This is a genomic window from Streptomyces sp. R41 (genome assembly GCF_041053055.1).
Classification (GTDB): Bacteria; Actinomycetota; Actinomycetes; order Streptomycetales; family Streptomycetaceae; genus Streptomyces.
Genome location: NZ_CP163443.1, coordinates 307,686 through 334,112, shown reverse-complemented (window position 1 = coordinate 334,112; position 26,427 = coordinate 307,686). Strand labels below are relative to the sequence as shown.

Annotated in this window: 25 protein-coding genes and 1 pseudogene; 14 read left to right on the top strand and 12 right to left on the bottom strand. The window is 69.8% G+C overall.

The window, feature by feature from the left end; genetic code table 11:
- Positions 1-43 precede the first annotated feature (43 nt).
- The 3 genes and pseudogenes from AB5J53_RS01675 to AB5J53_RS01665 all read right to left on the bottom strand — a co-directional run bounded on the left by AB5J53_RS01675 (position 44) and on the right by AB5J53_RS01665 (position 3,559).
- A complete protein-coding gene (locus AB5J53_RS01675; protein WP_369243861.1) occupies positions 44-1,279 on the bottom strand; it encodes an acyltransferase family protein in 1,236 nt (411 codons plus the stop codon).
- A 69-nt stretch (positions 1,280-1,348) separates the two neighbouring features.
- Positions 1,349-1,832: pseudogene (locus tag AB5J53_RS01670) on the bottom strand (hypothetical protein).
- Positions 1,833-1,876: 44 nt separating this feature from the next.
- Positions 1,877-3,559, bottom strand: coding sequence for a PucR family transcriptional regulator (locus tag AB5J53_RS01665; protein ID WP_369243860.1), 1,683 nt, complete (start codon positions 3,557-3,559; stop codon positions 1,877-1,879).
- Between the two features lie 225 nt (positions 3,560-3,784).
- On the opposite strand from AB5J53_RS01665, the gene AB5J53_RS01660 reads away from it, so the two are divergent.
- The 3 genes from AB5J53_RS01660 (at position 3,785) to AB5J53_RS01650 (ending at position 6,768) form a co-directional block, all read left to right on the top strand.
- Entirely contained in the window at positions 3,785-5,053 is a 1,269-nt protein-coding gene (locus AB5J53_RS01660) for an aspartate aminotransferase family protein (RefSeq protein ID WP_369243859.1), read from the top strand.
- Positions 5,054-5,140: 87 nt separating this feature from the next.
- Positions 5,141-5,332 carry a hypothetical protein gene (locus AB5J53_RS01655; protein WP_369243858.1) on the top strand — a complete coding sequence of 64 codons (192 nt, stop codon included), beginning with the start codon at positions 5,141-5,143 and terminating at the stop codon, positions 5,330-5,332.
- Positions 5,329-6,768: an NAD-dependent succinate-semialdehyde dehydrogenase gene (locus AB5J53_RS01650; protein WP_369243857.1), complete on the top strand. Its 1,440-nt coding sequence runs from the start codon at positions 5,329-5,331 to the stop codon at positions 6,766-6,768. The genes AB5J53_RS01655 and AB5J53_RS01650 overlap by 4 nt, the downstream gene beginning before the upstream one ends.
- Here the strand turns inward: AB5J53_RS01650 and AB5J53_RS01645 are convergent.
- From AB5J53_RS01645 to AB5J53_RS01625, 5 genes are all read right to left on the bottom strand, one after another.
- A complete protein-coding gene (locus tag AB5J53_RS01645) occupies positions 6,738-7,091 on the bottom strand; it encodes a hypothetical protein (RefSeq protein ID WP_369243856.1) in 354 nt (117 codons plus the stop codon). The genes AB5J53_RS01650 and AB5J53_RS01645 overlap by 31 nt on opposite strands.
- A gap of 218 nt (positions 7,092-7,309) precedes the next feature.
- Entirely contained in the window at positions 7,310-7,504 is a 195-nt protein-coding gene (locus AB5J53_RS01640; protein WP_369243855.1) for a hypothetical protein, read from the bottom strand.
- Positions 7,501-7,899 (bottom strand): hypothetical protein, encoded by a 399-nt coding sequence (locus tag AB5J53_RS01635; RefSeq protein WP_369243854.1) that lies wholly within the window; start codon positions 7,897-7,899, stop codon positions 7,501-7,503. Before AB5J53_RS01635 ends, AB5J53_RS01640 begins: the two co-directional genes overlap by 4 nt.
- 47 nt (positions 7,900-7,946) lie before the next feature.
- On the bottom strand, positions 7,947-9,431 hold the full coding sequence (locus AB5J53_RS01630; protein ID WP_369243853.1) for a sensor histidine kinase: 1,485 nt from the start codon (positions 9,429-9,431) through the stop codon (positions 7,947-7,949).
- Positions 9,428-10,132: a response regulator transcription factor gene (locus tag AB5J53_RS01625; RefSeq protein ID WP_369243852.1), complete on the bottom strand. Its 705-nt coding sequence runs from the start codon at positions 10,130-10,132 to the stop codon at positions 9,428-9,430. Before AB5J53_RS01625 ends, AB5J53_RS01630 begins: the two co-directional genes overlap by 4 nt.
- 472 nt (positions 10,133-10,604) lie before the next feature.
- Here AB5J53_RS01625 and AB5J53_RS01620 point away from each other — a divergent pair, with 472 nt between their 5' ends.
- The 4 genes from AB5J53_RS01620 to AB5J53_RS01605 all read left to right on the top strand — a co-directional run bounded on the left by AB5J53_RS01620 (position 10,605) and on the right by AB5J53_RS01605 (position 15,585).
- The gene (locus tag AB5J53_RS01620) at positions 10,605-11,210 is read left to right on the top strand and encodes a hypothetical protein (RefSeq protein ID WP_369243851.1); all 606 of its coding nucleotides are present in this window, start codon (positions 10,605-10,607) and stop codon (positions 11,208-11,210) included.
- Positions 11,211-11,292: 82 nt separating this feature from the next.
- Positions 11,293-12,129 (top strand): hypothetical protein, encoded by an 837-nt coding sequence (locus tag AB5J53_RS01615; protein WP_369243850.1) that lies wholly within the window; start codon positions 11,293-11,295, stop codon positions 12,127-12,129.
- Positions 12,130-12,256: 127 nt separating this feature from the next.
- Positions 12,257-14,083, top strand: coding sequence for a M48 family metalloprotease (locus AB5J53_RS01610; protein ID WP_369243849.1), 1,827 nt, complete (start codon positions 12,257-12,259; stop codon positions 14,081-14,083).
- 302 nt (positions 14,084-14,385) lie between these two features.
- Positions 14,386-15,585, top strand: coding sequence for a beta-1,3-glucanase family protein (locus AB5J53_RS01605; protein ID WP_369243848.1), 1,200 nt, complete (start codon positions 14,386-14,388; stop codon positions 15,583-15,585).
- Between the two features lie 225 nt (positions 15,586-15,810).
- On the opposite strand, the gene AB5J53_RS01600 is transcribed toward AB5J53_RS01605, so the two are convergent.
- Positions 15,811-16,281 carry a hypothetical protein gene (locus AB5J53_RS01600; RefSeq protein ID WP_369243847.1) on the bottom strand — a complete coding sequence of 157 codons (471 nt, stop codon included), beginning with the start codon at positions 16,279-16,281 and terminating at the stop codon, positions 15,811-15,813.
- Positions 16,282-16,785: 504 nt separating this feature from the next.
- Between AB5J53_RS01600 and AB5J53_RS01595 the strand changes: the two genes are divergently transcribed.
- Together AB5J53_RS01595 and AB5J53_RS01590 are read left to right on the top strand one after the other, a co-directional pair.
- Complete coding sequence (locus AB5J53_RS01595) at positions 16,786-17,196, top strand: ester cyclase (protein WP_369243846.1); 411 nt, start codon at positions 16,786-16,788, stop codon at positions 17,194-17,196.
- Between the two features lie 663 nt (positions 17,197-17,859).
- Positions 17,860-19,593 carry a SpoIIE family protein phosphatase gene (locus tag AB5J53_RS01590; RefSeq protein ID WP_369243845.1) on the top strand — a complete coding sequence of 578 codons (1,734 nt, stop codon included), beginning with the start codon at positions 17,860-17,862 and terminating at the stop codon, positions 19,591-19,593.
- A gap of 321 nt (positions 19,594-19,914) precedes the next feature.
- Here the strand turns inward: AB5J53_RS01590 and AB5J53_RS01585 are convergent, their stop codons facing one another.
- Together AB5J53_RS01585 and AB5J53_RS01580 are read right to left on the bottom strand one after the other, a co-directional pair.
- Complete coding sequence (locus AB5J53_RS01585) at positions 19,915-20,178, bottom strand: hypothetical protein (protein ID WP_369243844.1); 264 nt, start codon at positions 20,176-20,178, stop codon at positions 19,915-19,917.
- A gap of 272 nt (positions 20,179-20,450) precedes the next feature.
- Positions 20,451-20,963: a peptidase inhibitor family I36 protein gene (locus tag AB5J53_RS01580; RefSeq protein WP_369243843.1), complete on the bottom strand. Its 513-nt coding sequence runs from the start codon at positions 20,961-20,963 to the stop codon at positions 20,451-20,453.
- Positions 20,964-21,343: 380 nt separating this feature from the next.
- On the opposite strand from AB5J53_RS01580, the gene AB5J53_RS01575 reads away from it, so the two are divergent.
- The 4 genes from AB5J53_RS01575 (at position 21,344) to AB5J53_RS01560 (ending at position 24,455) form a co-directional block, all read left to right on the top strand.
- Positions 21,344-22,126: a peptidoglycan-binding protein gene (locus AB5J53_RS01575; protein ID WP_369243842.1), complete on the top strand. Its 783-nt coding sequence runs from the start codon at positions 21,344-21,346 to the stop codon at positions 22,124-22,126.
- Positions 22,127-22,197: 71 nt separating this feature from the next.
- The gene (locus tag AB5J53_RS01570) at positions 22,198-22,977 is read left to right on the top strand and encodes a helix-turn-helix domain-containing protein (protein WP_369243841.1); all 780 of its coding nucleotides are present in this window, start codon (positions 22,198-22,200) and stop codon (positions 22,975-22,977) included.
- Between the two features lie 343 nt (positions 22,978-23,320).
- Complete coding sequence (locus AB5J53_RS01565; RefSeq protein ID WP_369243840.1) at positions 23,321-24,169, top strand: class I SAM-dependent methyltransferase; 849 nt, start codon at positions 23,321-23,323, stop codon at positions 24,167-24,169.
- A gap of 91 nt (positions 24,170-24,260) precedes the next feature.
- Positions 24,261-24,455, top strand: coding sequence for a hypothetical protein (locus AB5J53_RS01560; protein ID WP_369243839.1), 195 nt, complete (start codon positions 24,261-24,263; stop codon positions 24,453-24,455).
- A gap of 26 nt (positions 24,456-24,481) precedes the next feature.
- Here AB5J53_RS01560 and AB5J53_RS01555 read toward each other — a convergent pair whose 3' ends face one another.
- Positions 24,482-25,405, bottom strand: coding sequence for a LysR family transcriptional regulator (locus tag AB5J53_RS01555; RefSeq protein WP_369243838.1), 924 nt, complete (start codon positions 25,403-25,405; stop codon positions 24,482-24,484).
- 425 nt (positions 25,406-25,830) lie between these two features.
- Here AB5J53_RS01555 and AB5J53_RS01550 point away from each other — a divergent pair, with 425 nt between their 5' ends.
- Positions 25,831-26,133: a muconolactone Delta-isomerase family protein gene (locus tag AB5J53_RS01550; protein WP_369243837.1), complete on the top strand. Its 303-nt coding sequence runs from the start codon at positions 25,831-25,833 to the stop codon at positions 26,131-26,133.
- Positions 26,134-26,427: the final 294 nt, after the last annotated feature.

Below are 26,427 nucleotides of genomic sequence, written 5' to 3'. Positions count from 1 at the left end.
GGCTGGGTGCGGGAAGCCTGACAGATTTGACCGAGACATGCCATTAGTCATGGCGACCGGGGACGGGCCGGGGCGCGCCCGGGCGCATCCCGAACAGGAAACGCGTCACTGGTGTGCGCCGCACGAGCAGGTCGTAGGCGGCCAGGGTCAGACAGAGCGAAGCCGCCACGATCAGCGCGTATTTGACCGGGATCGAGGCATCCGTACCGACCACGCCGTACGCCACCGCCACGACGATCGGCTGGTGCAGCACGTACAACGGCAGCGCCCCGACGGCCAGATAGCCGAACAACCGCCGACGCCGGCCGACATCGGCCTTGCCCCCGCGCCCTTCGTCGGGTGCCGGCGCAGGCCGCGGTCGCCGGTCGAGCAGGCCGACGATGCCCACGATCCAGCACCAGCCCGCCGCTCCGTACAGCGTCCGCGCCAGCACCGCGGGACCGGTCCAGTCCATGAAAGGGTCGCCGTCGGCCATGAGGCCGGGCGCACTGGCGGCGAAGAGGAGCGGACCGAGCACGGCCGCCACCACCGCGTCACGACGCATCGCCGCCCGCAGCCGTTCGTCGCCGGCCAGCACGAATCCGTACACGAAGAACAGCAGATACGTCCACCGATGCCAGGCCGCGTAGTTCTCCTCGAGGCCGAGCAGCGCGCACATCACGGCAACCGGCAGCGCCGCGAGCAGCACCACGCCCCGCCGCTCGCACGCACGGGCCACACCGTCGCGGATCCGCCGCACGTACACGGCTGGAACCCACGGCGCCGTCAGCGCGAGCAACAGGGAGAACGTGAGCAGCAGCACCACGAACCACAGATGCCCTGTCTCGAAGTATTCGCCCTGAACGACGAAGGGGAACTCGGACAGGTCCAGATGTACGTCGAAGAAGCGCGGCAGGAAACGGAGATACGACTCGTCGTAGCCGGGGTGCGAGGCCCGTTCGCGCAGCCATTGCGGGACCGGCAGCAGCACCGCCGTCGCGAACAGCAGAGGTACGCCGAGCCGCAACAGCCTTTCCCGGGCGAAGCCGCGAGGACCGCGGCGGCGCAGCGAGTACCAGGAGCCGAGGCCCGCGACGAAGAACAGCATCGGCATCGCCCAGACCACCCCGAAACCGCCGATGACCAGGATCGTGTCGGTGGTGTCGCGGTTCTTGACGTAGAAGTCGCTGTCCGTGGCGAAGACCAACGCCGAATGGAAGAAGACGAGTCCGATGACGACCAGGGTGCGGATCGCGTCCAGCTCCGTGCGTCGCCCCGACGCGGCTGTCGGCTCGGTCATGCCGCCTCCCCCCGTGGGCCCATGGCGGCACCAGTGTCCGGCTTGCGTGGCGCCGACCGCCAGGGTCGATCAAGGCGTTTTGCGAATCCCCTCGCTCAACGCGGGCGTCAACCGCGCCCAGGCATTGTGGAGTTCGCCCGTCACCGGCCCGGCGACCGCCGCGCCACGATCGCGTGCGGTGCGGACGGCCGGCGGGACGAGCGCCTCGGGCACGCCGTGGACGAGGTGGCGGAACCGCTCGGGCGGGCGCCGCGTGGACCAGGCCGGTCTGCTGAACGCCCACACGTAGGTGGACCAGTGGCCCTCGAAGGTGACGGCCAGGTCGGCGACGCGGGCGTAACCCGGCGCGGGTGGACGTCCGGGTTGAGCACGACGGGCGCGGCGCCGAGCCGACGGACGGTCCCCACCGGCCGTCTGCGGGCGGGCAGTTCGGCCGAGGTCGCGGTCACCCGGTCGAGGAAGCAGCGTACGCACGGGTGGCTGCCGCGATCAGGCGGTGCCAGGCGCCCGGATCCTCGGCCGGGTGGACGTACGGCGGGATCGGCAGACTCACGGCGCGCGGTCGCCTTCCCAACCGAGGGGAGGGAGTCGCGCCGGTCACGATGAGTCAGCGGCTCGCAGGACGTCCAGTGCGGTGACCGCCACGTGCAGTTCGGTGCGCTGTTCACCGGATTCGAGGTCGCACGCGAGGAGGCGCTCGATGGTCCGCAGGCGCTGGTAGACGGTCTCCCGGGAAAGATTGCCACGGCGCGCGGCGGTGGTCTTGTTGCCTGCCACGTCCAGGTAGTGGCGCAACGTCGTCAGGAGATCCGTGCCGTGTCGGGTGTCGTGGTCGAGGAGGCGGCCGAGCTGTCGTTCGGCGTAGTCCTGGACGCGAGTGTCCTCGCGGAGCGCGTACAGCAGTCGGCGCAGACCGATGTCGGACAGCTCGTAAAAGGACCGGCCCTCGGGAAGTGGCTCGCCGGGCACCGCCGCCTCGGCCACGCGGGCCGCCTCGCGGAAGGAACGGGCGGTGTCGGCCAGGTCCGTGACCTCGGAACCGACGCTCACCACCGCCCCGGGGACCAGGCCCAGCGCAGTATCACTCAGCCGCTCGACCGTGGGCCGCCAGGGCTGGGAGGAACGCAGGGCCAACAGGATGCCGAGGCGGCCGGGGGCCAATTGGCCGACGAGTGCTGGGATGCCTGCCGTGCGGAGTTCCTGGGACAGTCGGATCTCCGGCTCGGCGCGGGCGTTCTCCGAGCGGACGTCCACCAGTAGGGCGACGAAGTCGCTGCCCTCAGTGGGCAGGCCCAGGGCGGCGCAGCGGGCGCGGGCGTCCTCGGGGGAGCGGTGACGTTGCTCGGCGAGATCCCGCAAGGCACTTCGGTGCGCGGTGCGTTCCCACGGCGTGGAGTGGATCAGGCGGGCGATGGTCAGGGCCATCGCCGTCCTCTCGAGTACGGTGACGTCCTCGGGTCCGAAAGTGGTGGAAGCCTCGGAGACGGACGCGCCGGACGGGGCCGGCAGCATGGTCACGCGGCCCCATCGTTCGCCCTGGTACTCCACCGGTGCCACGAGCCAGCCCTCGGGTCCGCACACCTCCGTGTGATCGCGGGACGGGGTCTTCCTGGAGCGCTGTTCCCAGCCGGTGAGCGCCTCCTCCAGCGTGCTGGCGGAGGGTTCGCAGATCAGCGCCTGGTGCACCAGGTTCTCCAGGACGAGAGTGTGGCCGCTCATCTCCGCCGCGGCGCGCACCACGTCCTTGGGGCCCGCGCCGCGGAGCGTCAGGGCGGTGAACGCCTCGTGGATGCGCTGCGTCCTGCGCATCGCGTCCGCCTGGCTGCCGAGGATAAGTGCGTGGACGACCTGGGTGACCTCCAGGAAGTTGACGTCCTTGGCCAGGGTGATGAGCGGCAGGTCGCGGGCCCGGCAGGCGTGGACGAGCGGGTCGGGCGGGCGGTGATAGCGCCGCACGAGTTCGATGACCAGGGCTGCGGCTCCGATGTCCGCGAGTTCGTCGACGTACCGGCGCACGCCCGCCGCGTCCTCGGGCAGGGGCATGCCGGTCGTCAGGACGAGTTCGCCGCCCTTGAGGAAGGAAGCGGGGTCCGTCAGCTCGGTGATGTGGACCCAGCGGACCGGCCGGTCGAGGTGGGTCACGCCGGTGACGACCTGCGGCTGTCCCGCGGCCAGAACGGGGAGGGCCAGGACGTCGGCGACGGTGGGTGGGCGGCCTGTCGTGGGGGAGTCGAGGGCGCCCGTGTCAGGCGGCCGGGACGTTCCGTCGTTGTCACTCATAGTGCCTCCCTGCGTGCCCGGACACTGTGACAAGTGACGTTGACCTGCGCAAGAGCGGTCCAACGGCTGGCCGTGCGGCCCCGGCGGCGCTTCGCCGACCGGGGCGGTTGACACAACGTCCGAACACCGGGTCTCCGCCGGACACATCACGCGTTGCCCGCGTCCAGGGCGGCCGAGATGCTCGGGATGCCGGAGCAGACCACAACGTACGGCCGGGAGACGATCATGACCGCACTGTCGCCGCACCTTCGCCAGGCCACGCCCGTGGTGGCGGTCCGGGGCGAGGGCGTCCACCTCTACGGCGAGGACGGCCGACGCTACCTGGACTTCACCGCCGGGATCGGCGTCACCAGCACCGGGCACTGCCACCCCGAGGTCGTGGCCGCCGCGCAGGAGCAAGTGGGCACGCTTGTCCACGGCCAGTACACGACAGTCATGCACCAGCCGTTGCGGCGGCTGGTCGACAGGCTGGGCGAGGTGCTGCCGGCCGGACTGGACAGTCTGTTCTTCACCAACTCCGGCAGCGAGGCCGTCGAAGCCGCGCTGCGGCTGGCCCGGCAGGCCACCGGCCGGCCGAACGTCCTGGTCTGCCACGGCGGCTTCCACGGCCGTACCGTCGCCGCCGCCTCCATGACCACCTCCGGCACGCGCTTCCGGTCCGGCTTCTCCCCGCTGATGAGCGGAGTGGTCGTCACCCCCTTCCCGACGGCCTTCCGCTACGGCTGGGACGAGGAGACCGCCACCCGCTTCGCCCTCCAGGAACTCGACTACACCCTCCAGACCATCTCCTCGCCCGCCGACACCGCCGCGGTCGTCGTCGAGCCGGTGCTTGGCGAGGGCGGCTACGTGCCTGCCACCCGCGCCTTCCTCGAGGGACTGCGCGAACGGGCCGACCGCCACGGCTTCCTGCTGATCCTCGACGAGGTGCAGACCGGCGTCGGCCGCACCGGCCGCTTCTGGGGCCACGACCACTTCGGCGTCACCCCGAACATCCTCGTCACCGCCAAGGGCCTGGCCAGCGGCTTCCCCCTGTCGGGCATCGCCGCCTCAGAGGAACTGATGAGCAAGGCCTGGCCGGGCTCGCAGGGCGGTACGTACGGCGCCAACGCCGTGGCGTGCGCCGCGGCCTGCGCCACGCTCGACGTCGTGCGCGACGAGAAGCTCGTGGGGAACGCCGAGGCGATGGGCGCCAGGCTGCGCGCCGGCCTGGAGGCGGTGGCCAACCGGACGCCGGCCATCGGAGACGTACGGGGTCTCGGGCTGATGCTCGCCTCCGAGTTCGTCACCGAGGACGGCAGCCCCGACCCCGAGACCGCCGCCCGCGTGCAGCGCGCCGCCGTGGACGAGGGCCTGCTCCTGCTGCTGTGCGGGGCCTGGAACCAGGTCGTGCGGATGATCCCGGCACTGGTGATCGACGAGGCGGAGGTCGACGCGGGGCTCCAGGCGTGGGCGGCGGCGGTGCAGGCGGGTACTGCCGGGGCGTCCGGCCGATGACGGACGCCACCGGCGACCTGGCGGGTCTGGTGGCCCGTATCGCCGGGACCGGAACTTCGGTTTCGAGGAGCGGCACACGACACCTCGATGGCCGTCGCCGAGCTGGCCCTGAAGCCACGCCCCGACGAACTCCCGGACGGGCAACGGGCAGTCGTCGTGGCCGACGGCTTCAGCTGCGCCACGCAGGTCGACCACCTCGCCGGTGGCCGCGGCGTCCGTGCCCTCCATCTCGCGGAACTGCTCGACCCAGCCGCCGATCAACCAGGAGGAACCTCATGACGGACGTACCGAAGCAGTTGTTCATCGGTGGCGCCTGGGTGGACGCCGCAGACGGTGCCACCATGCCCGTGGACGACCCCGCGACCGGCGAGATCCTCTGCCACGTCGCCGACGCGGGCACGAAGGACGCCCGGCTGGCCGAGGACGCGGCTGTTCACGCGCAGGAGGAGTGGGCCCGTACGGCGCCCCGGGCTCGCAGCGAAATCCTGCGCCGCGCGTACGAGATCATCCTCGATCGCACCGACGACCTCGCCCTCCTCATGACGTCCGAGATGGGCAAGCCGCTCGCCGAAGCCAGGGGGGAGGTGGCGTACGCGGCCGAATTCTTCCGCTGGTTCTCCGAGGAGGCCGTACGCATCGACGGCGGCTACGGCACGCTGCCCGACGGCCGCAACCGCATGCTGCTGATGCGCCGACCCGTCGGGCCCTGCCTGCTGATCACCCCGTGGAACTTCCCGCTGGCCATGGGCACCCGCAAGATCGGCCCGGCGATCGCGGCCGGGTGCACGATGGTGCTCAAGCCCGCCCCGCAGACCCCGCTGTCCAGCCTCGCCCTGGCCGGCATCCTGAAGGAGTCCGGGCTGCCGGACGGCGTGCTCAACGTTGTCACCACCTCACGTGCCGGTGAGATCGTCGAACCGCTGCTGCGGGGCGGCCGCATCCGCAAGCTGTCCTTCACCGGCTCCACGCAGGTCGGGCGGATTCTGCTCGCCCAGTGCGCTGACACCGTCGTACGCACCTCGATGGAACTGGGCGGCAACGCCCCGTTCATCGTCTTCGACGACGCCGGCCTCGAGGCTGCCGTGGACGGAGCGATGACCGCCAAGATGCGCAACATGGGCGAGGCGTGCACGGCCGCCAACCGCTTCTTCGTACACCGCTCCGTGGCGGACGAGTTCGCGCAGCGGCTCGCAGGACGCATGGGGGCGCTCGTCGTCGGCCCCGGCACACAGGAGGGCGTGGACGTGGGCCCGCTGATCGACGACGCGGGGCGCGCCAAGGTTGAGGAACTGGTCGCCGACGCCGTCCGACGAGGTGCCCGGGTGCTGGTCGGCGGCGCCGCGCCGAGCGGGCCCGGCTGTTTCTATCCGCCGACCGTGCTGGCCGGTGTGGACCCGGGCAGTCGGCTGATGGAGACCGAGATCTTCGGGCCGGTGGCGGCGATCCTCACCTTCGACGACGAGGACGAGGTGATCCGCGCGGCGAACGACACTCCGTGGGGCCTCGTCGGTTATGTCTTCACCGAGAGCCTCGACCGTGCGCTGCGGGTCAGCGAGCGGCTGGAGGTCGGCATGGTCGGCCTCAACACAGGGCTGGTGTCCAACCCCGCCGCGCCGTTCGGCGGCGTCAAGCAGTCCGGGCTCGGACGTGAGGGCGGCAGTGTCGGGATCGAGGAGTTCCTGGATTACAAGTACCTCGCTGTGCCGGTGCGATGACGGGCGGGGCGGCGGTCATGCCCTGCCGGCGCCGCCCCGCCGTCGCACCTCGCACCGCGCGGGCCGCCCCTGTGCCCGGTCCTCGTCCGATCGGGCACAGGGAGGACGGTCCTGTGCCGTGCCGCCGCACGTCTGCCGGCCTCCGTGGCGGTCAGATGGGTGAGGATCGCCTGCCCTGTGGCCGTGGCGTGCAGCGGCGATGTGTCGCCGATCTCGCGGAACGTCCGCAGCGCGCGGTACGCGGCGAAGGCGTCGTAGACCGCGCCCGCATGATCGCAGTCGACCCTGTCGACGACCACCATGCAGTGCAGCGCGTCAGGCACGGAGAGATGACCGGCTGCGCTGATACGGCGCCCTGGCGCCGGCCGAGAGGGGCGCCGGTTCCCGGCGGCACCCACGGCTCGCTGAGAATCTGGATCGGTCGGAGAAAGGCGTGTACGTAATAAGTGTGTCGATCACCTGTGCTGCCCGGGCCCGCTGTCAGTGGCGGGTGGGGCGCACTCACTCGTGGGCGGCGGTCGGCCAGCCACAACCCTGTGCGTCACTCCCGTGCCATGTCGGACTCCGCGGAACTCGCCGCCGACTCGGCGTCCTCGACCAGTTTCTGCAGATGCGTGAGATCCGTGGAGGAGGCAGGCGCAGGGCTCTGCGTGTTGTCGCCGTGGCTGCCGCATGCTGTCAAAAGGAGCAGCACGGCGGCGCCGGCGGCCACTCCCGCGTGGCGCGCGCGGATCACTTGTCGGCTCCGTTGTCGTGTGCCTCGCACCACTTCTCCACGTCGGCCAGATCCTTTTGGCGCGCCTCCAGGGTGGGTACGAGGGATCGTCGGAAGGTGAGCCGGCCGTTCAGATAGGTCTCGATCTCCGTGTGTCCGGCGGACTTGGCATGGGCCACGCGCTGTTCCAGGCGGGCGATGGAGCCACGCTGTGACGCGTCCGCCTGCAGCCGGTCGAGGATGCGGTGGATGCGGTGGTCGATCTTCGGCGCGCGCTTGCACAGCGCGGGCGCGCCGTCCCCCGTGGGGGCGCCCGATGGCGTGGGCTGCGGGTCGTCGGCCGTCGCGGCGCCTGCCGCACCGAACAGCGTGCCGACGGCGACCAGCGAGACGACGGTTGTCCTGGTCCTTGGCATGGCGAACTCCTCTGCGTTCACGGGCGGTTGCCCTCACGCCCGGAAAGCTAGGAGTCCTCTCTGTGGAATTCTTGTGGCCGGCCCGCGGTCGTGATCATCCAGTTGCGCTGGAGGGGAAGCGTGGCCTCCGCGCCCGCCGAGCCGTTGATCAGCGGCAGGGTGACCTCGATCCGGGTGCCCGGCCCTGTCGGCGGGTTCAGTATGCGGATCCGGCCCCGGTGCAGGTCGATCTGCTGGGCGACGAGGGTGAGCCCGAGGCCAGAACCCGGGCTGTCCGGTCGGCGCTTGAAGCGTTGGAAGACCTCAGAGCGTTGGTCGGGCCGGATGCCCGGTCCCCGGTCGTCGACGACGAGGACCGCGGAGCCGCCGCTCGCGCGCAGCGTGATCTCGACCTGCGCGGGCCGACCGTCCTCGCAGCCGTGCACGAGCGCGTTCGCGAGAAGGTTGTCCACGACCACGCGCAGCCCGGGCTCCCAGCCGTGGACGCGCAGTCCCACCGCGCAGTCGATGGAGATCCGGGCGAGCGGATGGTGTCGCCGCTGTTCCTGCGCGCTCGCCTCGACGACGTCCGCGAGGTCCACCCGGCCGAAGGCATCCGCCTCGACCAGGTCGCCGCGACCGAGTTCGCGCAGCATCACCAGCAGCCCCAGCAGTCGGGCGTGCTCGCGGCGCAGGTCGCCCAGCACTTCGTCGCGGTCGGGCCCGGGAAGCTCCGGATGTTCGGTGAGGATCTCTAGATTGGTCTGCATGCTCATCAGCGGAGTGCGCAGTTCGTGCGAGGCGGCCGAGGCGAAGGAACGGGCCGTGGCGAGCGCCTCGGCGGTTCTGGCGGCCTGTTCGTCGTAGCGGGTCAGGACGGTCTGCAGGGTATGCGCCAAGTCGTCGACCTCGGCGATCCGCGTCGCAACGTGCTCCAGCCGGGCCGTGTTGCTACGTGGGTCCAGGCCGCTCGCACGGTCCCGCAGGCGGCGCAGCGGACGGCTCGCGCGGGTGGCGACGGCCCCGGCGAGCAGTGCGGACAGCGGCGCGGCGAGCAGCGCGACGGTCACCACCCGCCTGCGGACCAGGCGCAGTTGGGACTCACCGGCCGTGTCCGGCGCGAACAGCCATAGCGTGCCGCGTACGCCGGGCCGCGATCCGGTCACCCGCGTCGACAGAACCCGCCAGCTCCGGCCGTCGGCCCGCAACGTCACCGGGACCGCCGCGCTCTTCGGCAGCGCCACACCTTCGTCGGGTTGCGGGCCGCCGACGAAGGTCTCCTCGGGACCGATCAGCCGTACGCCCACGTCCAGGGCGGAGGTGAACAGCCGCCGCTCCCGGGCCTGTTCCACCGCCGCCGAACGGTCGGCGGCGCTCGCGCGCAGCAGCCCGCGCGCGTCCTTGGCCACCGCTGTGGCGCGTTCGCGCAGGTGAGTGTCCTGCTCGTCGTGCAGATCCGTCGCGACCAGCCGCAACAGCAGCCAGCCGGTGGCCAGGACCAGTACGGGCACGGTGGCCCCGACAGCCAGGGCGATCCGAGTGGACAGTCTCATCGCCCGGCCCCCGCACCGTCGTCCCGCAGTACGAAGCCCACTCCTCGTACGGTGTGGACGATGCGGGCGCGGCCCGATGCCTCCAGCTTGCGCCGCAGATAGCTCACGAACGTGTCCACCGCGTCGGTGCGCACCTCGAAGTCGTACCCCCAGACCCGGTCGAGGAGTTGGTCGCGGCTGAGCACGAGGCCGGCGTTGCGCGCGAGCACGTGCAGAAGCTCGAACTCGCGTCGCGTCAGTTCCACGGGGTTCCCGTCGAGGCTCACCCGGCGGGCCGCGGGATCCAGCAGCAGTCCGCCCACTCGTACGGTGTCGGTGTCCCGCGGCGGTCGGCGCCGGAGCAGGGCCTGCAGGCGCAGCACCAACTCCTGCAGGGCGAAGGGCTTGACCAGATAGTCGTCGCCGCCGGCCTGCAGCCCCGCGATCCGGTCGGTGGTCTCGTCGAGCGCGGAGAGCATCAGGACGGGTACGTCGTTGTTCTCGCCGCGCAGCGTCCGGCACACGTCGATGCCGCTGAGGTCCGGCATGGAGATGTCCAGCACGATCGCGTCCGGTGGCGTCCGTCTGATCACGGCCAGCGCCGGGCGGCCGCCGTCGGCGAGGTCCACGGTGAACCCGCCGAGCCGCAGCCCGCGTTCCAGCGAGCGCCGTATCGCCGCGTCGTCGTCGACGACCAGGACACGGCCCCGGTCTCCGCTCATCGCCACACACCCCCAGGTCGCTGGAAACCGGCCATTGCGCCCGGCCCGCCCATGGTGCATCAGCCCCGTCGGGCGCCCCCTCGCCGCCCGCGGGCACGAAACGGTAACGAAGGATTTGTGTGGCGTAATTGAACGACCTCGAAGCGTAACGTCCCCTGTCCTGGGGGCTCGTGGGGGAGCCACCAGGTGTGGGGGAGGGGATGTCATGTCCGTCATGACGGGGGTACGAGGGCTGCCCGGAATCGCTCGGACTCGCCTGATCGCAGCGGTCTGCCTGGGACTCATATGCGCCACGCTTACGGGGTGTGGGGACGGAGGTTCGACAAATGCCGGCGCGTCGTCGGCTCCTCCCAGCGCCCTGGCGTCCAGTCCGACGGCGTCCACCTCGCCGCCCGAACCGACGCCCTCGGTCACCGACGTACCGACGACCCGGACCGACGACCCGGTCACGGAGTCTCCGGAGGACGAACCGTTGTCCGACGGCGCGTCGGACGCGTCGGCGCTGTGGGGCAAGGCGTACAGCGGTACCGCCGACGTCTCCGTCGACATCTACGACTTCTGCAACGCCGACGGCTCCCGCCGCCTGGCCGACAGCCAGACCTACTCCCTGGCGAGCACGCTCAACCTGAGCCGGCCGCGGACCGGCGGGGACGAGACCGAGGACAACCCATTCTCCCTGCTGTTCGCTGCGGGTGACCCGTCCCAGGCCGGTGCTGTGTCGTTCTGGTCCTCGGCGGTCAGTACGACCTCCGGCCAGGACCTGGCGGGCAACCCCCGTGATCCGCACCTGCTGCTGACGTACTGGGATGTGGGCTGGTCCGACGGCGAACTGGACGCCCGGCTGACCGACCCGCACGTCCAGGAGGCCGTGGCCCTCAATTTGCTCAACTGGCCGAGCCCTGTCGTGGCCTGTCGATCCGACCTCGGCGAATTGCCCGGAGGCTATCCGCACGCACTGGCCTCCGGTACGACCTTCGCGGGACAACTCGACGGCTCCACGGCATCCCTGACGGCAGAGGGCACCAGCACCGACAGCCTGATCGAGTTCCGCTTCGAATTCCAAGGGACCGCCTCGTGAGGCGGCGGACGTGGAAGACCGGACACAGGCACACCGCACACAGGCACACCCGACACAGGCAGACCGGACGCGGGGAGGCCGGATGACGACGACCGACCGACTTGACCGCTGGAGCCTACGGATCGCCGCGTGGGCCGCGCCCGGTGAGACAGCGCTGGCCGCTCAGACCACTCGGGCCTACGCCGCGGGTGGCACCACCCGCCGGAACCTCTTCTCCTCGCGCGGACACGCACCCGGCGGAATGGGCGGCGGGACGGTCTCTGTCCTGCCCGCGGTGCTGGACGGACTGGCCTACGCCGCCGAGGCCATCAAGTCGGCGTTGGCGAGCCCGGAGTTGAGCAACATGCTGTCCGCCGCCGGCTTGTTGCTCGGACTGCGGGCGCAGCGTTCCGAATCGTCACGACACGCTCTGGAGGGAAGCGACCCGGCGTCGCCACGACACGCTGTGGACGGAAGGGACCCGGTCCTGCCACGACACGCCGACGGGGGCGACGGCGCGGATCCGGACGCGAGCGGGGATGCTCCGGGCCGGACCGGTCAGATGCACAGTCCTGACCCGGATCCCACCACGGACGACACCCGCCCATCGTCCGCGCCCACGACGGAGGTCATGCGAGCCGCCCTGCAGATGAGCGGACGGCTTCGAGCCCGGGGGATCGAGCCGTCCGAGGCCGACAAGTTGGCCGCCCGGGTGACCGCCCAGTTGCTGGCCCACGACGATCCGGCCGAGGTGGCCGCGTTCCTCGACGCCCTCGTTGCCGAGGAGCCGCCACAGCCGGCCGTGCGCGGGGCTCAGCCCCGGCGGACAGGACTGCACCGGTTAGCTGCCGCCGCGTCGGGCCTGCTGTCCCGCGTCGGACGGCCGCGCACGACGGGCCCCCGACCGTCGCCGGGTTCGGACGGAACGAGCCACGGATGAGCAAACCGCCGACCGGACGCTCCCACCCACCGCGCCGACACGGCGGACACCGCCGCACGACGCCATGAGCGGATCCCCGACCTCTTTGCCGGCCCGCTCATGGAGTCCGCCTCCGTGGCTGTGGCTGATGCTGCTCCTGTTCATCGTGCAGGTCCCCTCGCTCATCGGGCACGCCTTCTGGGTGGGTTCGGGGCTGGAGCAATTCGACGGAGCGCGCCTGGGCCGGTTCGTCACCGCGATGTTCAGTCTGGTGCAGTTCCTGCCCCTCTTCTTCCTGCTGGCAGCCGTCCTCGCGATCTTCGCCCCGCGGATGCGCTGCCACTTCGTCGAGCGGCGCTACGGACTGCTTCCGCCCGACCATCCGTTGATGGCCCCGGCGGCAGGGCCACCGCCGGCACCCGGCGAAGTCTCTCAACCTCACTTCCACGACCGGATGACGGCGTTCCTGAATGAGCACGCGCCGGGCACCCGACTGCGCCTCAGCACCCAATCCGGACTCTCCGCCCGCGTCTACCCGAGCAGTTGGCGCGGCATCAGGGTCGGCGTGTTCGCGCCGCTCGTCCACCTGTGGGAGACGGACGTGGAGGCGGCCCGCGCGGTCCTCCTGCACGAGCTCGGGCATCTGCGCCGCGGCGAACAGCATGTCGCCGGGCTCGGCAGCCCCTTCACCGCCCTTGTCCGCGTCTGGCCGTATGTGCTCGCGGGCTTCGTCGTCCTGCCCGTCACCCTGTTGTTCGTCACGGGCAATGCGACCGCCCGGCTGACGCTCGCCGAGGTCGTCCTGGTCCTGTGCAGCGTGCCGAAAGTACTGCTCCTGGTGGTGGCCGCGCTCTGGGCGGCGGAACTGGGGGCGGACCGGTGGGCTGCCGAGGCGGCGGGGCCCGACACCCTCGTACGCGCGCTGCGTCGCCTGGCAGAGGGGGATCACGGAGGCCTGGCCCGGCTCTACCACCCTCCCGTAGGGGTACGGATCTGGTTCGCGACTCGTGGGGAAACCGGCGGGGCACAGCTCCTGTTGACGCTGCTGTGGCCGGTGGCTCTGCTCGCCCAGCTACTGCTGGCCATGCTGGGCGCGGTGCCCGCGTACGTGCTTCTGGGCGCGTCGCGGGATCGAGCCACCAGGGAAGTCCTCGCATTGGCCCACGACACGCTCACAACGGACCCCGCATGGTGGGCGACACTCGCCGTCGTCCTCGTCTGGCCCCTGGCGGCCACTGTCCGATCCTCGGCCGGAGGCCGGCGGGCACCGGCCTTCTCCCTCTCGTCGAGGGTGTACACGACAGCCGTCCTTTTCCCCGCGGTTGTCCTGCTCGTCGGACTTCTGCCTCTTGCGTCCCGCCCGACCGGGGACGTCTTCGCCGACGCCGGGGACGGGCGCGCCACGGCGTCCACGGGGGGACCGAGCGAGGGCGGCGACGGGGCCGACGGTACGTCGACGGCGTGCCCCAGCCGTTCCGCACCGGCTGATCCGACGCGTCCACCAGGGCTCCCTTCCTTCACGCGCGGCGGCCTTCCGACGGCGTCCGGTGGTTCGGCGCCACCCCCTGCGGACGGACCGCGCACCCTCCGCACCCTGAGCGTCACATCCGTCGAAGTGCTGTCCGGATCCAAGGCTCAAGCCCAGGACCTGGTCGACCCTCTCCGTGGAGCCCGCTGGACGCTGCACGGAGACGGCAGCCTGAGCGCCGATGTCGACAGCGTCCCCGTCCTGCGCGGCACCGGCGTCAGCGACACGACGCGCTGGCTCACTGGACAACGCACCGTTCGTACCGACGTCAGCGCGACCACGACCTGGATGGAGGCCCGCCTCGTCGTCGGCACGAACCGGCCGCCACGGCTGGACCTCATCCGGGCGGCAACGCAGGTCATGCGCGCCGTGGTCAACTGCCGTGAATTCACGTCCACATCGAGCACGGCGCAGCGCTTGTCCCTGACGCTGGGCGATCAGTCTTAATTGCGGGTTAAGCATGCCTTAAGCAATCTTCCTCCGTCCGAGTTACCTCAAATAACCCCAGGCCAGGGGGATTTGACGATCTCGCCGACCGGTTGGCCGCGGAGTGGTTCGTGCGTAGCATCGGGGCCCATCGGCGGCGCCCGTCGCTCGCGAGAGAGCGCTCTCAAGCGTGCGAGGCATCGACTACTGCGCAAAGGGTTACCGACAACGTTGCCTTCGATGCCGATGGTCACCGCTCCGCGTTCTTCTCCTCATCCCCCCACTGCCTCGCAGAGGCACAAGCACCAAGGAGCACACCGCACATGACACCTCGTCACCAGCGCAACCTCACCCGCCGCAAGCTGTTCATCGCTCTGGGCGGCGCGGCCGTCGCCGCTCCGGCCGTCGCCGCCGTCGCGCCGTACGCCCTTGCCGGAACGACCGAAGGGTCGACCAAGGCGGCGGCTGGCTCGCTGCCCCTGACGATCGTCAACAACAGCGGTTCGTTCGGCAACGCGTCGGTGCACGTCTACATCGTGGGTAACCAGGACGGGAAGCAGGTCCGCGTCACCCAGGACGGCACCCCGGCGCCCATATCCCTCTCGGACAACGGCGCGGACGGCTTCACCGACTACGCCCTCCCGTTGTCCGGCAGCGGCGAGACCCAGCTCTCCCTGCCGTACATGTCAGGTCGTATCTACGTGTCGCTCGGCGAGAAGCTGAAGTTCAAGGCCGTGGCGGACGGTAACGGCAACGCGGCTCTGCAGTATCCGGCCGGCTGGGTCACCTCGGATCCCAACTTCGCCGTGCTGCACGACTGTGCCGAGTTCACCTACAGCGCGGCCGGCATGTTCTGCAACACGACGATGGTCGACATGTTCAGCGTGCCGATGAGCATCCGGCTGAACGGGGCGAAGGAGCAGACCACGGGCACCCTGCGCGACGGCGGACGTGCCGCCGCCTTCGCCGCCGTACGGCAGATCGAGGGCTTCGCGCCGCTGGTGGTGGAGGACGTGCGCGTCATCGCCCCTGGGCACGGACTGGACGCAGGCCTGTTCGCCAAGGACTACTTCGCCCCGTACATCGACGAGGTGTGGAGCACGTACACCGGCAAGGACCTCACCGTCACCACCAACGCCGGCACCTTCACCGGCCGGGTGCGCGCCGACAAGTTCACGTTCGACGGCCCTGCCTCGGTCTCCTTCGGCAAGCCCTCCTCCCGTGACGTCCTCTTCTGCGACGGCAACCTCGCCGCGCCCAACGACGGCACCACCGGCCCCGTCGCCGCGGTTCTCGGCGCCGGCTTCAACCGCTCCACACTGCTCAGCAACCCTGCCCAACCGGCCACCAGCGCAGGCGACTTCTACAAGGCCGAGCTCACCAACCACTACTCCAAGGCGATCCACGCGGCGACCGAGGACGGCAAGGCCTACGGCTTCGCCTTCGACGACGTCGCCGACTTCGCCTCCTACATCCAGGACACCGCGCCCACGGCGATCGGCCTCACCCTGACACCTTTCTAGGGCCCCTGAGCCTTCCTGAGCCGGTCACGACCCGATGCGTGTGCCCCAACCGCCGGCACCGGCGACGGTGTGGGCGACATGTGCGGCGGCGACGTTCAGCGCTGCGTGGCCGGTGGATTTGAAGAGGGTGAGTCCGGTCTCGTCCCGTCGGCCGGGTAGGTGGCCGGCGAGGACGACGGGGAGCGTGGGGCCGACGGTCGCGTGCAGTCCGATCCGGGCACGTGGTCACTGGATTCGCCGGGCGGCCGCGTCGAGGAACGCGCGCACCGCCTGTTCGAACTCGGCTTCGAGTGCGATGAGCCTTTGCCGATCCTCAGCCTGACGGATCTCGCTGATCTTGGCAGACACGGCGTCCATCAACTGACGCAGTACCGGTTCGTCCGCCACAAGGTGGAGACGGAAGGCGGCAGCTTCGGCGGCCGCTCCCAATCGGTCGCTCTCCAGCTGCGCAGCCCTGTACGCATCCTCGTCGCGAGGTGATCGCCTTCGGCGGAACCACAAAGTGATGACCCCGCGCTTGAGTTCTGTGACCGCGCCCGCGTATCCGCCGTACGCGGCCAGACGCTCCTGCCGCAGGCGTTCCTCACGGGCCATGACCTCCGCGCGCTCGACAGTGCGCCGCTGGAACAGATAGGTGCTCAGTGAGCCAATCAGTGTGCCTGCAACGGCTACGACGCTGGCCAAAACGGTGTCCACGGCTGCGAGTTGACCACACTCCACGACGGTTGACCACAGCGTCCTGGTTCATGCCGTCGCGGTGTGGCCCGGGCCTGCTTGACTCGTGCGTGTGGGCCATCACCGATCTGCTCCTCGACCCGAGAGCGCTCGCACTTCCTGCGACCGCGGCCGTGGCGGATGCGCAAAGCGTGCGAATGGTCACCACGACAGGGCTGCCGAATTCCACCTCGGCGGTTTCACTGAGGTCACTGCTTGTGTCCCGCAGTGACCGGCATGCCCGGGGTGACCGGGGGGTGAATGCCTGCTGGACGCTACCGAGCCTCTGTCGCCCGCGATGGCGTCGAAGACCAGACCGAGCACGAGCATCTGCACCGCTACATGCCCCTGACTGCGGGCGAGGGTCTTCACGTCCCGTTCCAGCAGGCCACCTCCAGCCGCCAGACCTACCGTGGATGGTAGGAAGGGGCGAGTGCACATCCTGGATGTGTGCGCGCCCACGATGGCAATGTCAAGGAGCGCGTCATGTCGCGCAACAGCAACTTCGCCGTCTTGGAGAGCTTCGGATCAGCGGTGAACACTGACCACCTCGGCGAACTCGACGCATACGTCGCGCCCGACTCGGTGGACCACGACCCGGCCCCAGGACAGGTTCCGGGACCCGAAGGTTATGAGGAGATGTTCGCCACGATGAGGCGGGCCTTCCCCGATCTGCACATCGAGGTCGAGCACGTCATGGCCACCGACGACGAAATCGCGTTCGCGTACACCATCACGGGCACGCATCTCGGTGAACTGATGGGGCACAGCGCGACCGGAAAGACGGTGAGTTACCGAGGCATGCAGATCAGCCGCTTCGCCGACGGGAAAATGGTCGAGCGCTGGGGTAGCAGCGATGAGCTCGGCATGCTGCGTCAGCTCGGTCTCACCTCGTGATCACCGCACGTCATCCGTAGGCGAGCCTGGCCCGTGAGCTCGTGCACATCGCCGCCGGATTGCGCGATCTGGACCGATGGATCAGCTTCGGGCTGGTCAGCGGGCCGGTCGGCCTGTTCATCGCGGCTGAGGATGACACGGTCCACTTCCGCCGGCTGCAGCGCGGCACCGCCGACCGGGCCCGAAATCGGCGGGACAACGCGCGCCCCAGCGATGAGGCCGCAGCGAACCCGACGACCTGGGCCAGATCCCGCCGGGCCGCTCGCAGACCACCGACATCGCCGGCTTCGGCGGCCTGGCCGACGTCCGGTCCACTTCGACCGCACGCACCACGTCGTGCCCCCGGGCGGCAAGGAGTGCACCAAGAACTACGGGCTGCTGCGTACGGCGCCGCGGGAGTCGGACAAGGTGGGGACCCCCCACGTGATGTGCGGCAAGCAGTACCAGACCACGGGACCCCCACGTGAGCCGCGGCAAGCAGTACCAGACCATGCCGGAGACGAGGCCCGCTTCATCACTGGCGCCGTCGTCACCATGGACAGAGGTGGGACGGCCCAGTGACCGAAACGGCCCGGACCCGCACCACCCGCGATCCGATGAGCGCGGCAGGCTCTGCCACGGCACCGTCGGCGCAGTGGCCTGCCTGCTCACCGGGAGACGGCCATGAGTACCGCTGAGGGAGCCCCGGCCGGTCGCCCGCACGGGACGAGTGGCACGGCCGTGGAGAGGGAGGGCACGGCGGCGGCAGTGATCGACGCGGATGGGTCAGTTGTCGGCTGGACGCAAGGCGCCCACCGGCTCCTGGGCTACGCCGCCGAGGAGGTGCTGGGTCGGCCCTTCGCCAACCTGCTGGTTCCTGCCGGCGCGGCGGGCCGGTCCGGTAGTGCACAGCTGCGTCACCGCAGCGGCCACCAGCTTGAGGTGCGACTGCGCATCTCCCGACTGTCCGCACGGGACGGCGCGAGACGATGGCTGGCCGCGATCGACGCCCACCCTGCCCCCCGCCGGCAACACGAAAGCGAGCGACTCTCGCTGCTGAGCGAGGCCAGCACCCGGATCGGCACCACCCTGGACGTCATGCACACCGGCCAGGAGCTGGCCGACTACGTCGTCCCGCGCCTGGCCGACTACGCCACCGTGGATCTGGCGGAGTCCGCATCGCTCGGCGAGGAGCCCCTGGCGCGGCTGGGGACGAACGCCGGACGCATCCCCGTCTTCCGCCGGGCGGGGGTGGCGTCGATCCATGAAGGCATTCCGGAGTCGTTGTGGGAACGCGGCGAGCCGGTCTTCGTCCCGCCGTCCTCACCGTTCACCCAGGTCCTGACCTCGGGCGAGTCCTATCTCGAGCCTGCGCTGGGCACCGCCCTCGACTCCTGGCTGCAGAGCGATCCGCAGCGGGCCCAGGTCATCGGCGCGACAAGCATGCACACCGTGATGATGGTGCCGATCCAGGCGCGGGGCACCGTACTCGGTATCGCCGTCTTCGCCCGGACCGACAATCCCGCACCATTCGAACAGGACGACCTGGTCCTCGCGGAGGAACTCGTCGACCGCGCCGCGTTGAGCCTCGACAACGCCCATCGGTACACACGCGAGCACACCGCCGCCCTGGCCCTGCAGCGCAACCTCCTCCCGCGCCGCCTGTCCGGCGGACCCGCCCTCGAGGTGTGCTCACGCTACCTCCCCGCAGACATGGACCACGGCGTGGGAGGTGACTGGTACGACGTCATACAGCTGCCCGGCGGCCGGGTGGCCCTGGTCATCGGCGACGTGGTCGGCCACGGCATCCATGCGGCGGCGAGCATGGGCAGTCTCCGCACCGCACTTCGCACCCTCGCGGACATGGACCTGCCCCCCGCCGAGCTCCTGACCCGCCTGGACCACACTGTGGCCCGCCTGGCGCAGGCGGACACAGACTCCCTCACCAACTCCCCAAGCGCTGCTTGCTCCATACTCGGCGCGACGTGCCTGTACGTCGTCTACGACCCGGCCACACGACTCCTCGACATCGCCGCCGCCGGACACCCCCCTCCCGTCGTCGTCACCCCCGCCGGCGAGGCGGCTGTGCAGCAGATCCCCTCGGGTGTCCCCATCGGCCTGGGTCTGGGTCTCTTCGAGCCCGCCCAGCTGGAGATCCCGGTCGGAAGCCTGATCGCCCTGTACACCGACGGGCTGGTCGAGTCTCCGGCCGAGGACATCGAGTCGGGGATGCGGCGCCTCGCTGCCGTCCTGGCCCACCCGCGGCTGCCCCTGGAGGAGCTGTGCGCGATGGCAGTCGACGCCCAGCGCACCCACTCACCGACCGACGACGTCACCTTGCTGCTGGCCCGAACCCGTTCCTCTCGTGGTACTGGCACATTCATGCCTGCGCGCCGGACCACCCCATCGGGGAAGTGAAAGCGGCGGGCATACGACATCGGTCCCCTCATGACGCCTAGTCAGACTGCGAAAGCCTGGGGGAACGCGGTCCGGAAGTCCTCCCTTCCCTCAGGGCGCTGGCGTCCAGGGCCTGATGTCGTCTTGGTCAGTGGTTGGCGTTTCGACGTTGCCGAACCGCGTGATCCCTCGCCGGCGGACAGCGTCCGCCGTCTGCCGGTCAGGTGTTAGCGCTGGCGCCCGGGTCCTCACGATGGTCGATCGCACCGCGCGGCGGTCGAACTCGAAGCGAGGGGCCTTGGCCTGGGCGCGGTGGGATGAAGCGCCGGCGCCCGGCTCCTGTCACGCCCATCTCCGCTGGAGCGCGGCAGCCATGGCTTTGTCCAACTCAACGCGTTTCGGAGCGTAAATGCGATTTTCGGTTTCTCGGGTCTCCATCTGCAGACGCCGACGTTCAGCTTCAACCTGAGTCCGGGTCAGCGCCATTGCGCCGCGCTGGTTCATCTCTGCTTGCTGCAAGGTGCTGCGTATCTGCCATCTCGCCACCAGGGCGTTGACTGGAATGCTCACCAGGGCGAGGGCGGCCGCTATGCCGGCTAGGTTCACGACAACCATCATGGCGAGGAGCAATGCGCGGTTTCAACGCCCCAAGCGCCGCGCCTGACCGAGGAATCTGTTCGCCCGGATGCCCGGATGCCCGGATGCCGCGCGCTTGATCGGCTTGGTGGACACGTGGTGCCAGATGTGTTCATCGACCCCGAGGGTTGGATCTGGACACGAGGATCCGACGTCCGCGAGGCCGTACTACGAGCGCGCATGGCTGTGGCCGCGGCGCCGTGGCACCTTCAAAGTAGCGCTTCCGCCTCGTCCGGGAACTGCTAGCTGCAGTTGACCCACTTGTTCGAGTAGATGTTGAGCAGGTTGTAGCCGATGTACTTCCAGCCGGTGCCGCGGTTCAGCTTGTAGTGGGTGCCGTGGTAGTTCGTGTCCTCGTACACCACGACATTGCAGGAAGCCCCGTTGTTGTAGGCGGAGTACGGGGTGTCGAAGGCGCCGCCGTACTCCTCAAGGTTGCGGTTGTTCTGCGCGACCTTCTTCACCGTGCCCTTGTAGTTCGCCTTGGGGTACACGCAGAGGTATCCCCTGGGGCAGTTGCTCGGAGCCCGCTGAGCGGTTACCGACGAGCTGCCGTCTGTGCTGGTGAGTGCGTCACGGTTCTCGGCCTGCTTGACGGCGCTGTGCCGAGCGGCTCCGGCGGCCGTGATGGAGCCGCCGCTTCCACTGGCGCCGCCTGCCATGGCGACGCCTCCGCCGATGGCGCCCCCCGCGGTGGCGCCCCCCGCGAGGGCGAATGTCGCCACACCGATGGCGATGCGCTTGCGAGCGTTCATGTTCGCGTTTCCCCATATCTGTCGGTGGAGGCGGCGTGGGGTGGACCACGCCGCCCGGTTGCACCACCGACGATGCTCGCCAATTCGCCTGGGGGGCCAGTGAGTTGGACCCCTCTGGGGCATCGTGGGACGTCTTAGCCTCTGACCTGCTGGGATACCACCGGTGATGGTGCGGCCCTGGGACGTGTCAGCCGCCTCGGGGGCGGTGCTCGGGTGGCCGAATAGCGGTGGCCGGGAACAGGGGGAGGGGAACCATGCAAGGTGGCGGCGCGTAATTGCCGTTGCGGGAGGAAATTGACTTTGCTCTGACGGAGACCGCGTCGTGATGACACGGGCCTGCTCCCGCAACGGGGACTGAGACACCGGACATGGGGTGGAACATGTCACGTTGGAAGGAGTTACCCGCATCGCTTGACCAGCGAGTGTGGCAACTCGTCGTACAGATGCGGCGGCTGAAGGACCACTGCGGGCTGAGCCTGACCGCGCTCGCCGCGAAGACGACCTTCAGCAAGTCGTCCTGGGAGCGGTATCTCAACGGCAGGAAGCTGCCGCCGCGTTCCGCCGTCGAGGAGCTGGCCCGGGTTTGCGGTGGTGACGCCGAGCGGCTGCTGGCCCTTCATGAGGTCGCCGAATCGGCGTGGAAGGCATCGGTACCGACTCGGGGCGGGGAGGGCGAGGCGCTCGGGGAGCGGCAGACCGAGCCCCTGAGCGCAGTAGCGTCACCGCGTCGGCGAGCACTCTGGATGACCGTGGGCGCGCTGGGCCTCGCCCTCGCGTGCGGTCTCATCGTTGCTCTGCTCGTGTCGGCGCCTTGGGAGGGCGACGGCACGGACGGCGGCAAGCCGCAGCAGGGGCCGTTGACCACCGCTCATGAGGGGACGTTCAAGATCGGCAAAACGTACCGCTGCGAGTTCAAGCGGCACAACGGCCGTATGTACGCGGGATACAGCGCGGACCACAAGAGGGTGGTGGGACTCAACGGGCAGGGGTGGCAGGTGGTAGAGGCCCAATGCCTCCTCAAGCGCGCCGAGTTCCCGCCGGGCCAGATTGACGGTCGCTTCGGCCCGAATACGGAAATCGCCGTCAAGCGCTTTCAGGACGAGAAGGGGCTCGATGTCGACGGCCTGGTCGGACCGCAGACCTGGGGGGCGCTCAGCAAATGAGCTCGCACCAGAGGCCCGGCTGTGGCGGGACTGAGGGGCAGGGAGGGGGTCCGGGAGAGGCGCCGGAATGCGTGCGGTTCGCCGAGGCGCTGCGCGAGTTGCGCAACCGTACGGAGTTGAGCCTGGCCGCGCTCGCCGCCAAGACCGCCTTCAGCAAGTCGTCCTGGGAGCGGTATCTCAACGGCAAAAAGCTGCCGCCGCGTTCCGCAGTGGAAGCGCTGTGCCGGGTGGCGGGTGTGCCCGCCACCCGGCATGTGGCGCTGTGGGAGCTGGCCGAGGTGGCCTGGAGCGGGAGAGGCGCTCGTCCCGAAGTGGTCGACCCCGAGCCGGAACCGTCGCACATGCCGTGGTGGCGCCGTCCCTTCGTGATGACGGCCGTGGCTACAGGCATTGCGGTGTGTGCGCTCACTGTCGTGCTGACGGTGGCGCTCTGGCCAACCGACGAGCCGGATTCTCCCCCTCGTGTGAGCGCGCACAGCCACCGGCAGGTCCTCTGCCATGGTGCCGAGTGCACAGGCAAGGAGCCTTTGGCGTCAGGCTGCGGGGATGTGGAGGTGGAGGGGGCGCCGAAGACCCTTCGGACGCTCAGGAGGTCGGGTGTCGAGGTGGAAATCCGTTACAAGCGGGTGTGCGGCGCGGCCTGGGTGCGCGTCACCGGGCAGCACGTCGGCGACCGCTTTGAGGTCTCCGCGCCCGGTGTGGTCGCACAGCACATGGTGATCGCGGACAAGTACGAGACGGGGATCTACCGTTCGTCGCCGATGGTCGCGGTGAGAGCGGGGGACATGAAGGCGATCAAGGCATGCGCCGAGTTCGCCGGGAGCGGTGGCAGGGAGTGCTTCCGGCCGTAGCGCGGGAGATCGAGCCCGCGGACCGTGGTGACGCGCGGCTGTCATGGGAGCCAGGCAGCAAGCTCGTCTCGGATGCGATCGAACGCCCCTCGGAGGTCGTTCCCGCCCGGCAGACAGCACCGGCTCGATCAACCTCCAGCTGGCATCGGACAGATCGCTCGGTCAGGGACGACGCTCAGCCAGGACCTGGATGTGCCGCCGGAAAGCGTGTGCGCCCATGCACGCGCCCGCGGTCATGGAGCACGGTCCCGCGCCGGCGATCGAACCCCTCACCGCTGGTTGAGCCGTGGAATCATCGAGCGTTCGGGTAGGCACATGGCTTCGTGAAGGGTGGAGGCTGACAGTGGTTGACGGCTGGGAGTGGGACGAAACCTTGTTCTCAGGAACAGCCGCCTATTACCAGCGGGGGAGACTTCCTTATGCCCCTGGGCTGGCGGAGGCGCTGGCCGAACTTCTCAAGCTCGACGGGCGTGGGCGTCTCATCGACGTGGGATGTGGACCAGGCACCCTGGCCGTGAGCCTGGCGCATTTGTTCAGTGAGGTCGTCGGTGTGGACCCGGACGGCGGGATGATCGCCGAAGCCAGGCGCCAGGCAGCCGATGCGGGAGTGACCGGGAAGGCGGAGTGGGTGCAGGCCCGAGCCGAGGATCTTCCGGCAGGCCTTGGCTCGTTCACGGTGGCGTCCTTCGGCCAGTCCTTCCACTGGATGGATCGCGACCTGGTGGCGGCAAGCATCCGGAACATGCTCCGGCCGGGCGGGGCGGTGGTGCACATCTCGGACTTGAAGACCGAGACCCGCAGCGTTGAGGATCTTCCGCATCCGGCCGTGCCCTACGCAGCAGTGGATGAACTGGTCAAGCACTATCTGGGACCCGTCCGGCGAGCCGGCCGCGGGGTGCTGCTGAAAGGGACACCCGGGGGCGAGGCGGCGGTGCTCGCGCGGGCTGGGTTCTGCGGACCCGAGCGACATGTCGTGCCCGGTGGGCAGGCGCTTGAACGCAGCAGTGACGATGTCATCGCGTGGGCCTTCTCGATGTCATCCTCGGCTCCTCACCTGTTCGGCGCCCGCCGCGAGGACTTCGAGGCGGACCTTCGTCGACTGCTGCGGGACGTTTCTCCGGCCGGCCGGTTCTCCGAACGCCAGCCCAGTACCGAGGTATTCGCCTGGCGAATGCCGTCCTCCGAGTCGTGATCAGGCAGCCACAGGCACGCGGCTCTCCCTGTTCGCAGGTGAGTCGCCTGGACATGAGGGTGATGGCGGCCCCGGTGATCAGGCTCTCGGAGTGCTGGACGAGCCGTTGACCCGGGGAACGCAGCGACACCTCTTCTTCGTTCTCGACCTGCGCGGAGTGGATGAGTTCCGAGAGCTGATCCGCCTCCTGGAACGGCGCGGCTGTCGCTCCGAGCGCATCGAGAAGATCCTCGGCGGGAACTTCCTGGACTACGCGGACCGGGTGTGGGCGCCGGAGGATTCGTGAGTACGTTTCTGCGGCCGGGGCGCGGCCTACTGCCTGTGCGGGTCGTCGTCGGGCAGCCAGGCGTCGGGCGCGTGGATGCCGAGGTCGTTGACGCCGCTGGTCAGGGCGTCGACGACGGCCCGGACCGCGGCACGTTCTTCGCCGCTGCGCCAGACCAGCGACCAGGTCCAGTAGACCTTCGGCGCGATCAGGGGACGCTGGACCAGGTCGGGTGGCAGCGGGGTGGTCTGGCCCTTGGGGGAGTTGACGACCGGGCGGCGGCTGCGGCGGACGTGGTCGAAGAACGCGGGGCCGGTGATGCCGCCGTCGCGGATGTGGACCGCGCGGGCACCGGTGCTGTGGGACAGCTGTTCCGCGAAGGCGTTCCAGGATGCCCACGACGTGGTGTCGTCGTCGAGCAGAACGAGGGCGTCCCGGACCCGTACGTCGCTGCTGTCGTCGCCGGTGGCAACGGCGTAGAGCCGGTCGGCGCCGAGGAGTCGGGCCTCCAGCCCCTGTCGTTCCAGCTCCGTGGTTTCTGCCCAGCACACCGCCAGGTCGAGGCTGCCGTCGGCGACCCGGGCGGCCTGGGTGTGGGAGGGCGCGACCCACGCGTCGACGTGCAGCCGGGCCACCGCGGCGGTGCGGGTGGTCAGGTCCGCGGGCAGCCAGTTGACGTAGCCCAGACGCACTGTCTCCGATCCGGCCAGTTGGCCCGCGCGGCGGCGGAGGTCGTCGGCCCGCTCCAGCAGGGCGCGGGTGGGCGGGAGCAGGGAGGCACCGGCCGGAGTGAGGGCCACGGAGCGGCGGTCTCGGTCGAACAGTCGTACACCGAGGTCGCGTTCGAGTGCCTTGATCTGCTGCGAAAGGGAGGGGCCGGCGATCAATAGTCGCTCGGCGGCCCGGCCGAAGTTCAGTTCCTCGGCGACCGTGACGAAGTACCGCAGCTGGCGCAGCTCCACGCTCGTCATGCTACGTCGGTGGAAGGTTCTGCCTACCAGCAGGGAGAGAGCCTGTCGTGGCGTCTGCCCTGGTGTCAGCCCGACGATGGACTCATGGAAACGCGACAGCGCGTCGCCGCGGAGACCCCGGCCGATGCACGGCAGGCGATCGCGGTGGGGTTGATCGGCGAGGCCGCTCCCGCCGCCCGTTGCTTGTGCGGGTCGGCTTCGACGCCGAACGCTTCGCCGATGGCGACCGGGCGATCCCGTTCACCGGCGGCGCTCGCCGGCGACCCGACACCTCGGTTCCTGGGCGTACGCACCGACGTCTCCGTATGCGCCGACGACCGCAAGCACCGCATCGTTGGATCGGCCACCGCTCGAGAACACAGAACCCCTTCACCACGCGTGGCGTTCCCGCTCCCGGCGAGCGCCCGGCTCATCGGAGAAAGATGATGCGAGAGTTCCTGGTCGAGATCACCACCACCATTCCCGAGGGCACCAGTCAGGACGAGGTCGACCGGCGGCGCGCCGCCGAGGCCCTCCGCGCCAAGGAACTGGCCGGCACCGGCAACCTGGCGCGGCTGTGGCGCCCGGTCGGCGAGCTGCGCAGCCTCGGTATCTGGCGTGCCGCCGATGAGGACGAGCTGCACGAGAAGGTGCTCGGCACGCTGCCGCTGCGCCCGTGGATGACCCTCGACGTGACCGCGCTCGAGTCCCACCCCAACGACCCGGGCAAGGCCGACGCAGCGTCCTGAAGATCCGACCCACTGTCCGAACCTTCCGTACTCGCCGCGGCGTCGACACGGCTGCGCCGGCGAGGATGGACCCTGCCCCGGATGCCGGGACCACCTCACGAGGACCTTGTCATGAGCGCGCAGATACGGCGCCTTTCTCCCGCCGGTGCGGGAACCCCCGAATCAGGAACCCTTGAATCAGGAACCCTTGAATCAGGAACCCTTGAATCAGGAACCCTTGAATCAGGAACCCTTGAACAAGGAACCCTCGAACCAGGAGCCGAACGCCTCTCGCCGTGGGCCCAGGTCGCCCGG

Bases quoted from the DNA above. Each gene is read 5' to 3' on its own strand.
- AB5J53_RS01660 (WP_369243859.1), top strand. From the start codon at position 3,785: ATGACCGCACTGTCGCCGCACCTTCGCCAGGCCACGCCCGTGGTGGCG.
- AB5J53_RS01625 (WP_369243852.1), bottom strand. From the start codon at position 10,132: ATGAGCGGAGACCGGGGCCGTGTCCTGGTCGTCGACGACGACGCGGCG.
- AB5J53_RS01595 (WP_369243846.1), top strand. From the start codon at position 16,786: ATGTCGCGCAACAGCAACTTCGCCGTCTTGGAGAGCTTCGGATCAGCG.
- AB5J53_RS01650 (WP_369243857.1), top strand. From the start codon at position 5,329: ATGACGGACGTACCGAAGCAGTTGTTCATCGGTGGCGCCTGGGTGGAC.
- AB5J53_RS01610 (WP_369243849.1), top strand. From the start codon at position 12,257: ATGCTGCTCCTGTTCATCGTGCAGGTCCCCTCGCTCATCGGGCACGCC.
- AB5J53_RS01675 (WP_369243861.1), bottom strand. From the start codon at position 1,279: ATGACCGAGCCGACAGCCGCGTCGGGGCGACGCACGGAGCTGGACGCG.
- AB5J53_RS01580 (WP_369243843.1), bottom strand. From the start codon at position 20,963: ATGAACGCTCGCAAGCGCATCGCCATCGGTGTGGCGACATTCGCCCTC.
- AB5J53_RS01605 (WP_369243848.1), top strand. From the start codon at position 14,386: ATGACACCTCGTCACCAGCGCAACCTCACCCGCCGCAAGCTGTTCATC.
- AB5J53_RS01575 (WP_369243842.1), top strand. From the start codon at position 21,344: ATGTCACGTTGGAAGGAGTTACCCGCATCGCTTGACCAGCGAGTGTGG.
- AB5J53_RS01555 (WP_369243838.1), bottom strand. From the start codon at position 25,405: ATGACGAGCGTGGAGCTGCGCCAGCTGCGGTACTTCGTCACGGTCGCC.
- AB5J53_RS01590 (WP_369243845.1), top strand. From the start codon at position 17,860: ATGAGTACCGCTGAGGGAGCCCCGGCCGGTCGCCCGCACGGGACGAGT.
- AB5J53_RS01630 (WP_369243853.1), bottom strand. From the start codon at position 9,431: ATGAGACTGTCCACTCGGATCGCCCTGGCTGTCGGGGCCACCGTGCCC.
- AB5J53_RS01665 (WP_369243860.1), bottom strand. From the start codon at position 3,559: ATGAGTGACAACGACGGAACGTCCCGGCCGCCTGACACGGGCGCCCTC.
- AB5J53_RS01615 (WP_369243850.1), top strand. From the start codon at position 11,293: ATGACGACGACCGACCGACTTGACCGCTGGAGCCTACGGATCGCCGCG.
- AB5J53_RS01655 (WP_369243858.1), top strand. From the start codon at position 5,141: ATGGCCGTCGCCGAGCTGGCCCTGAAGCCACGCCCCGACGAACTCCCG.
- AB5J53_RS01635 (WP_369243854.1), bottom strand. From the start codon at position 7,899: ATGCCAAGGACCAGGACAACCGTCGTCTCGCTGGTCGCCGTCGGCACG.
- AB5J53_RS01550 (WP_369243837.1), top strand. From the start codon at position 25,831: ATGCGAGAGTTCCTGGTCGAGATCACCACCACCATTCCCGAGGGCACC.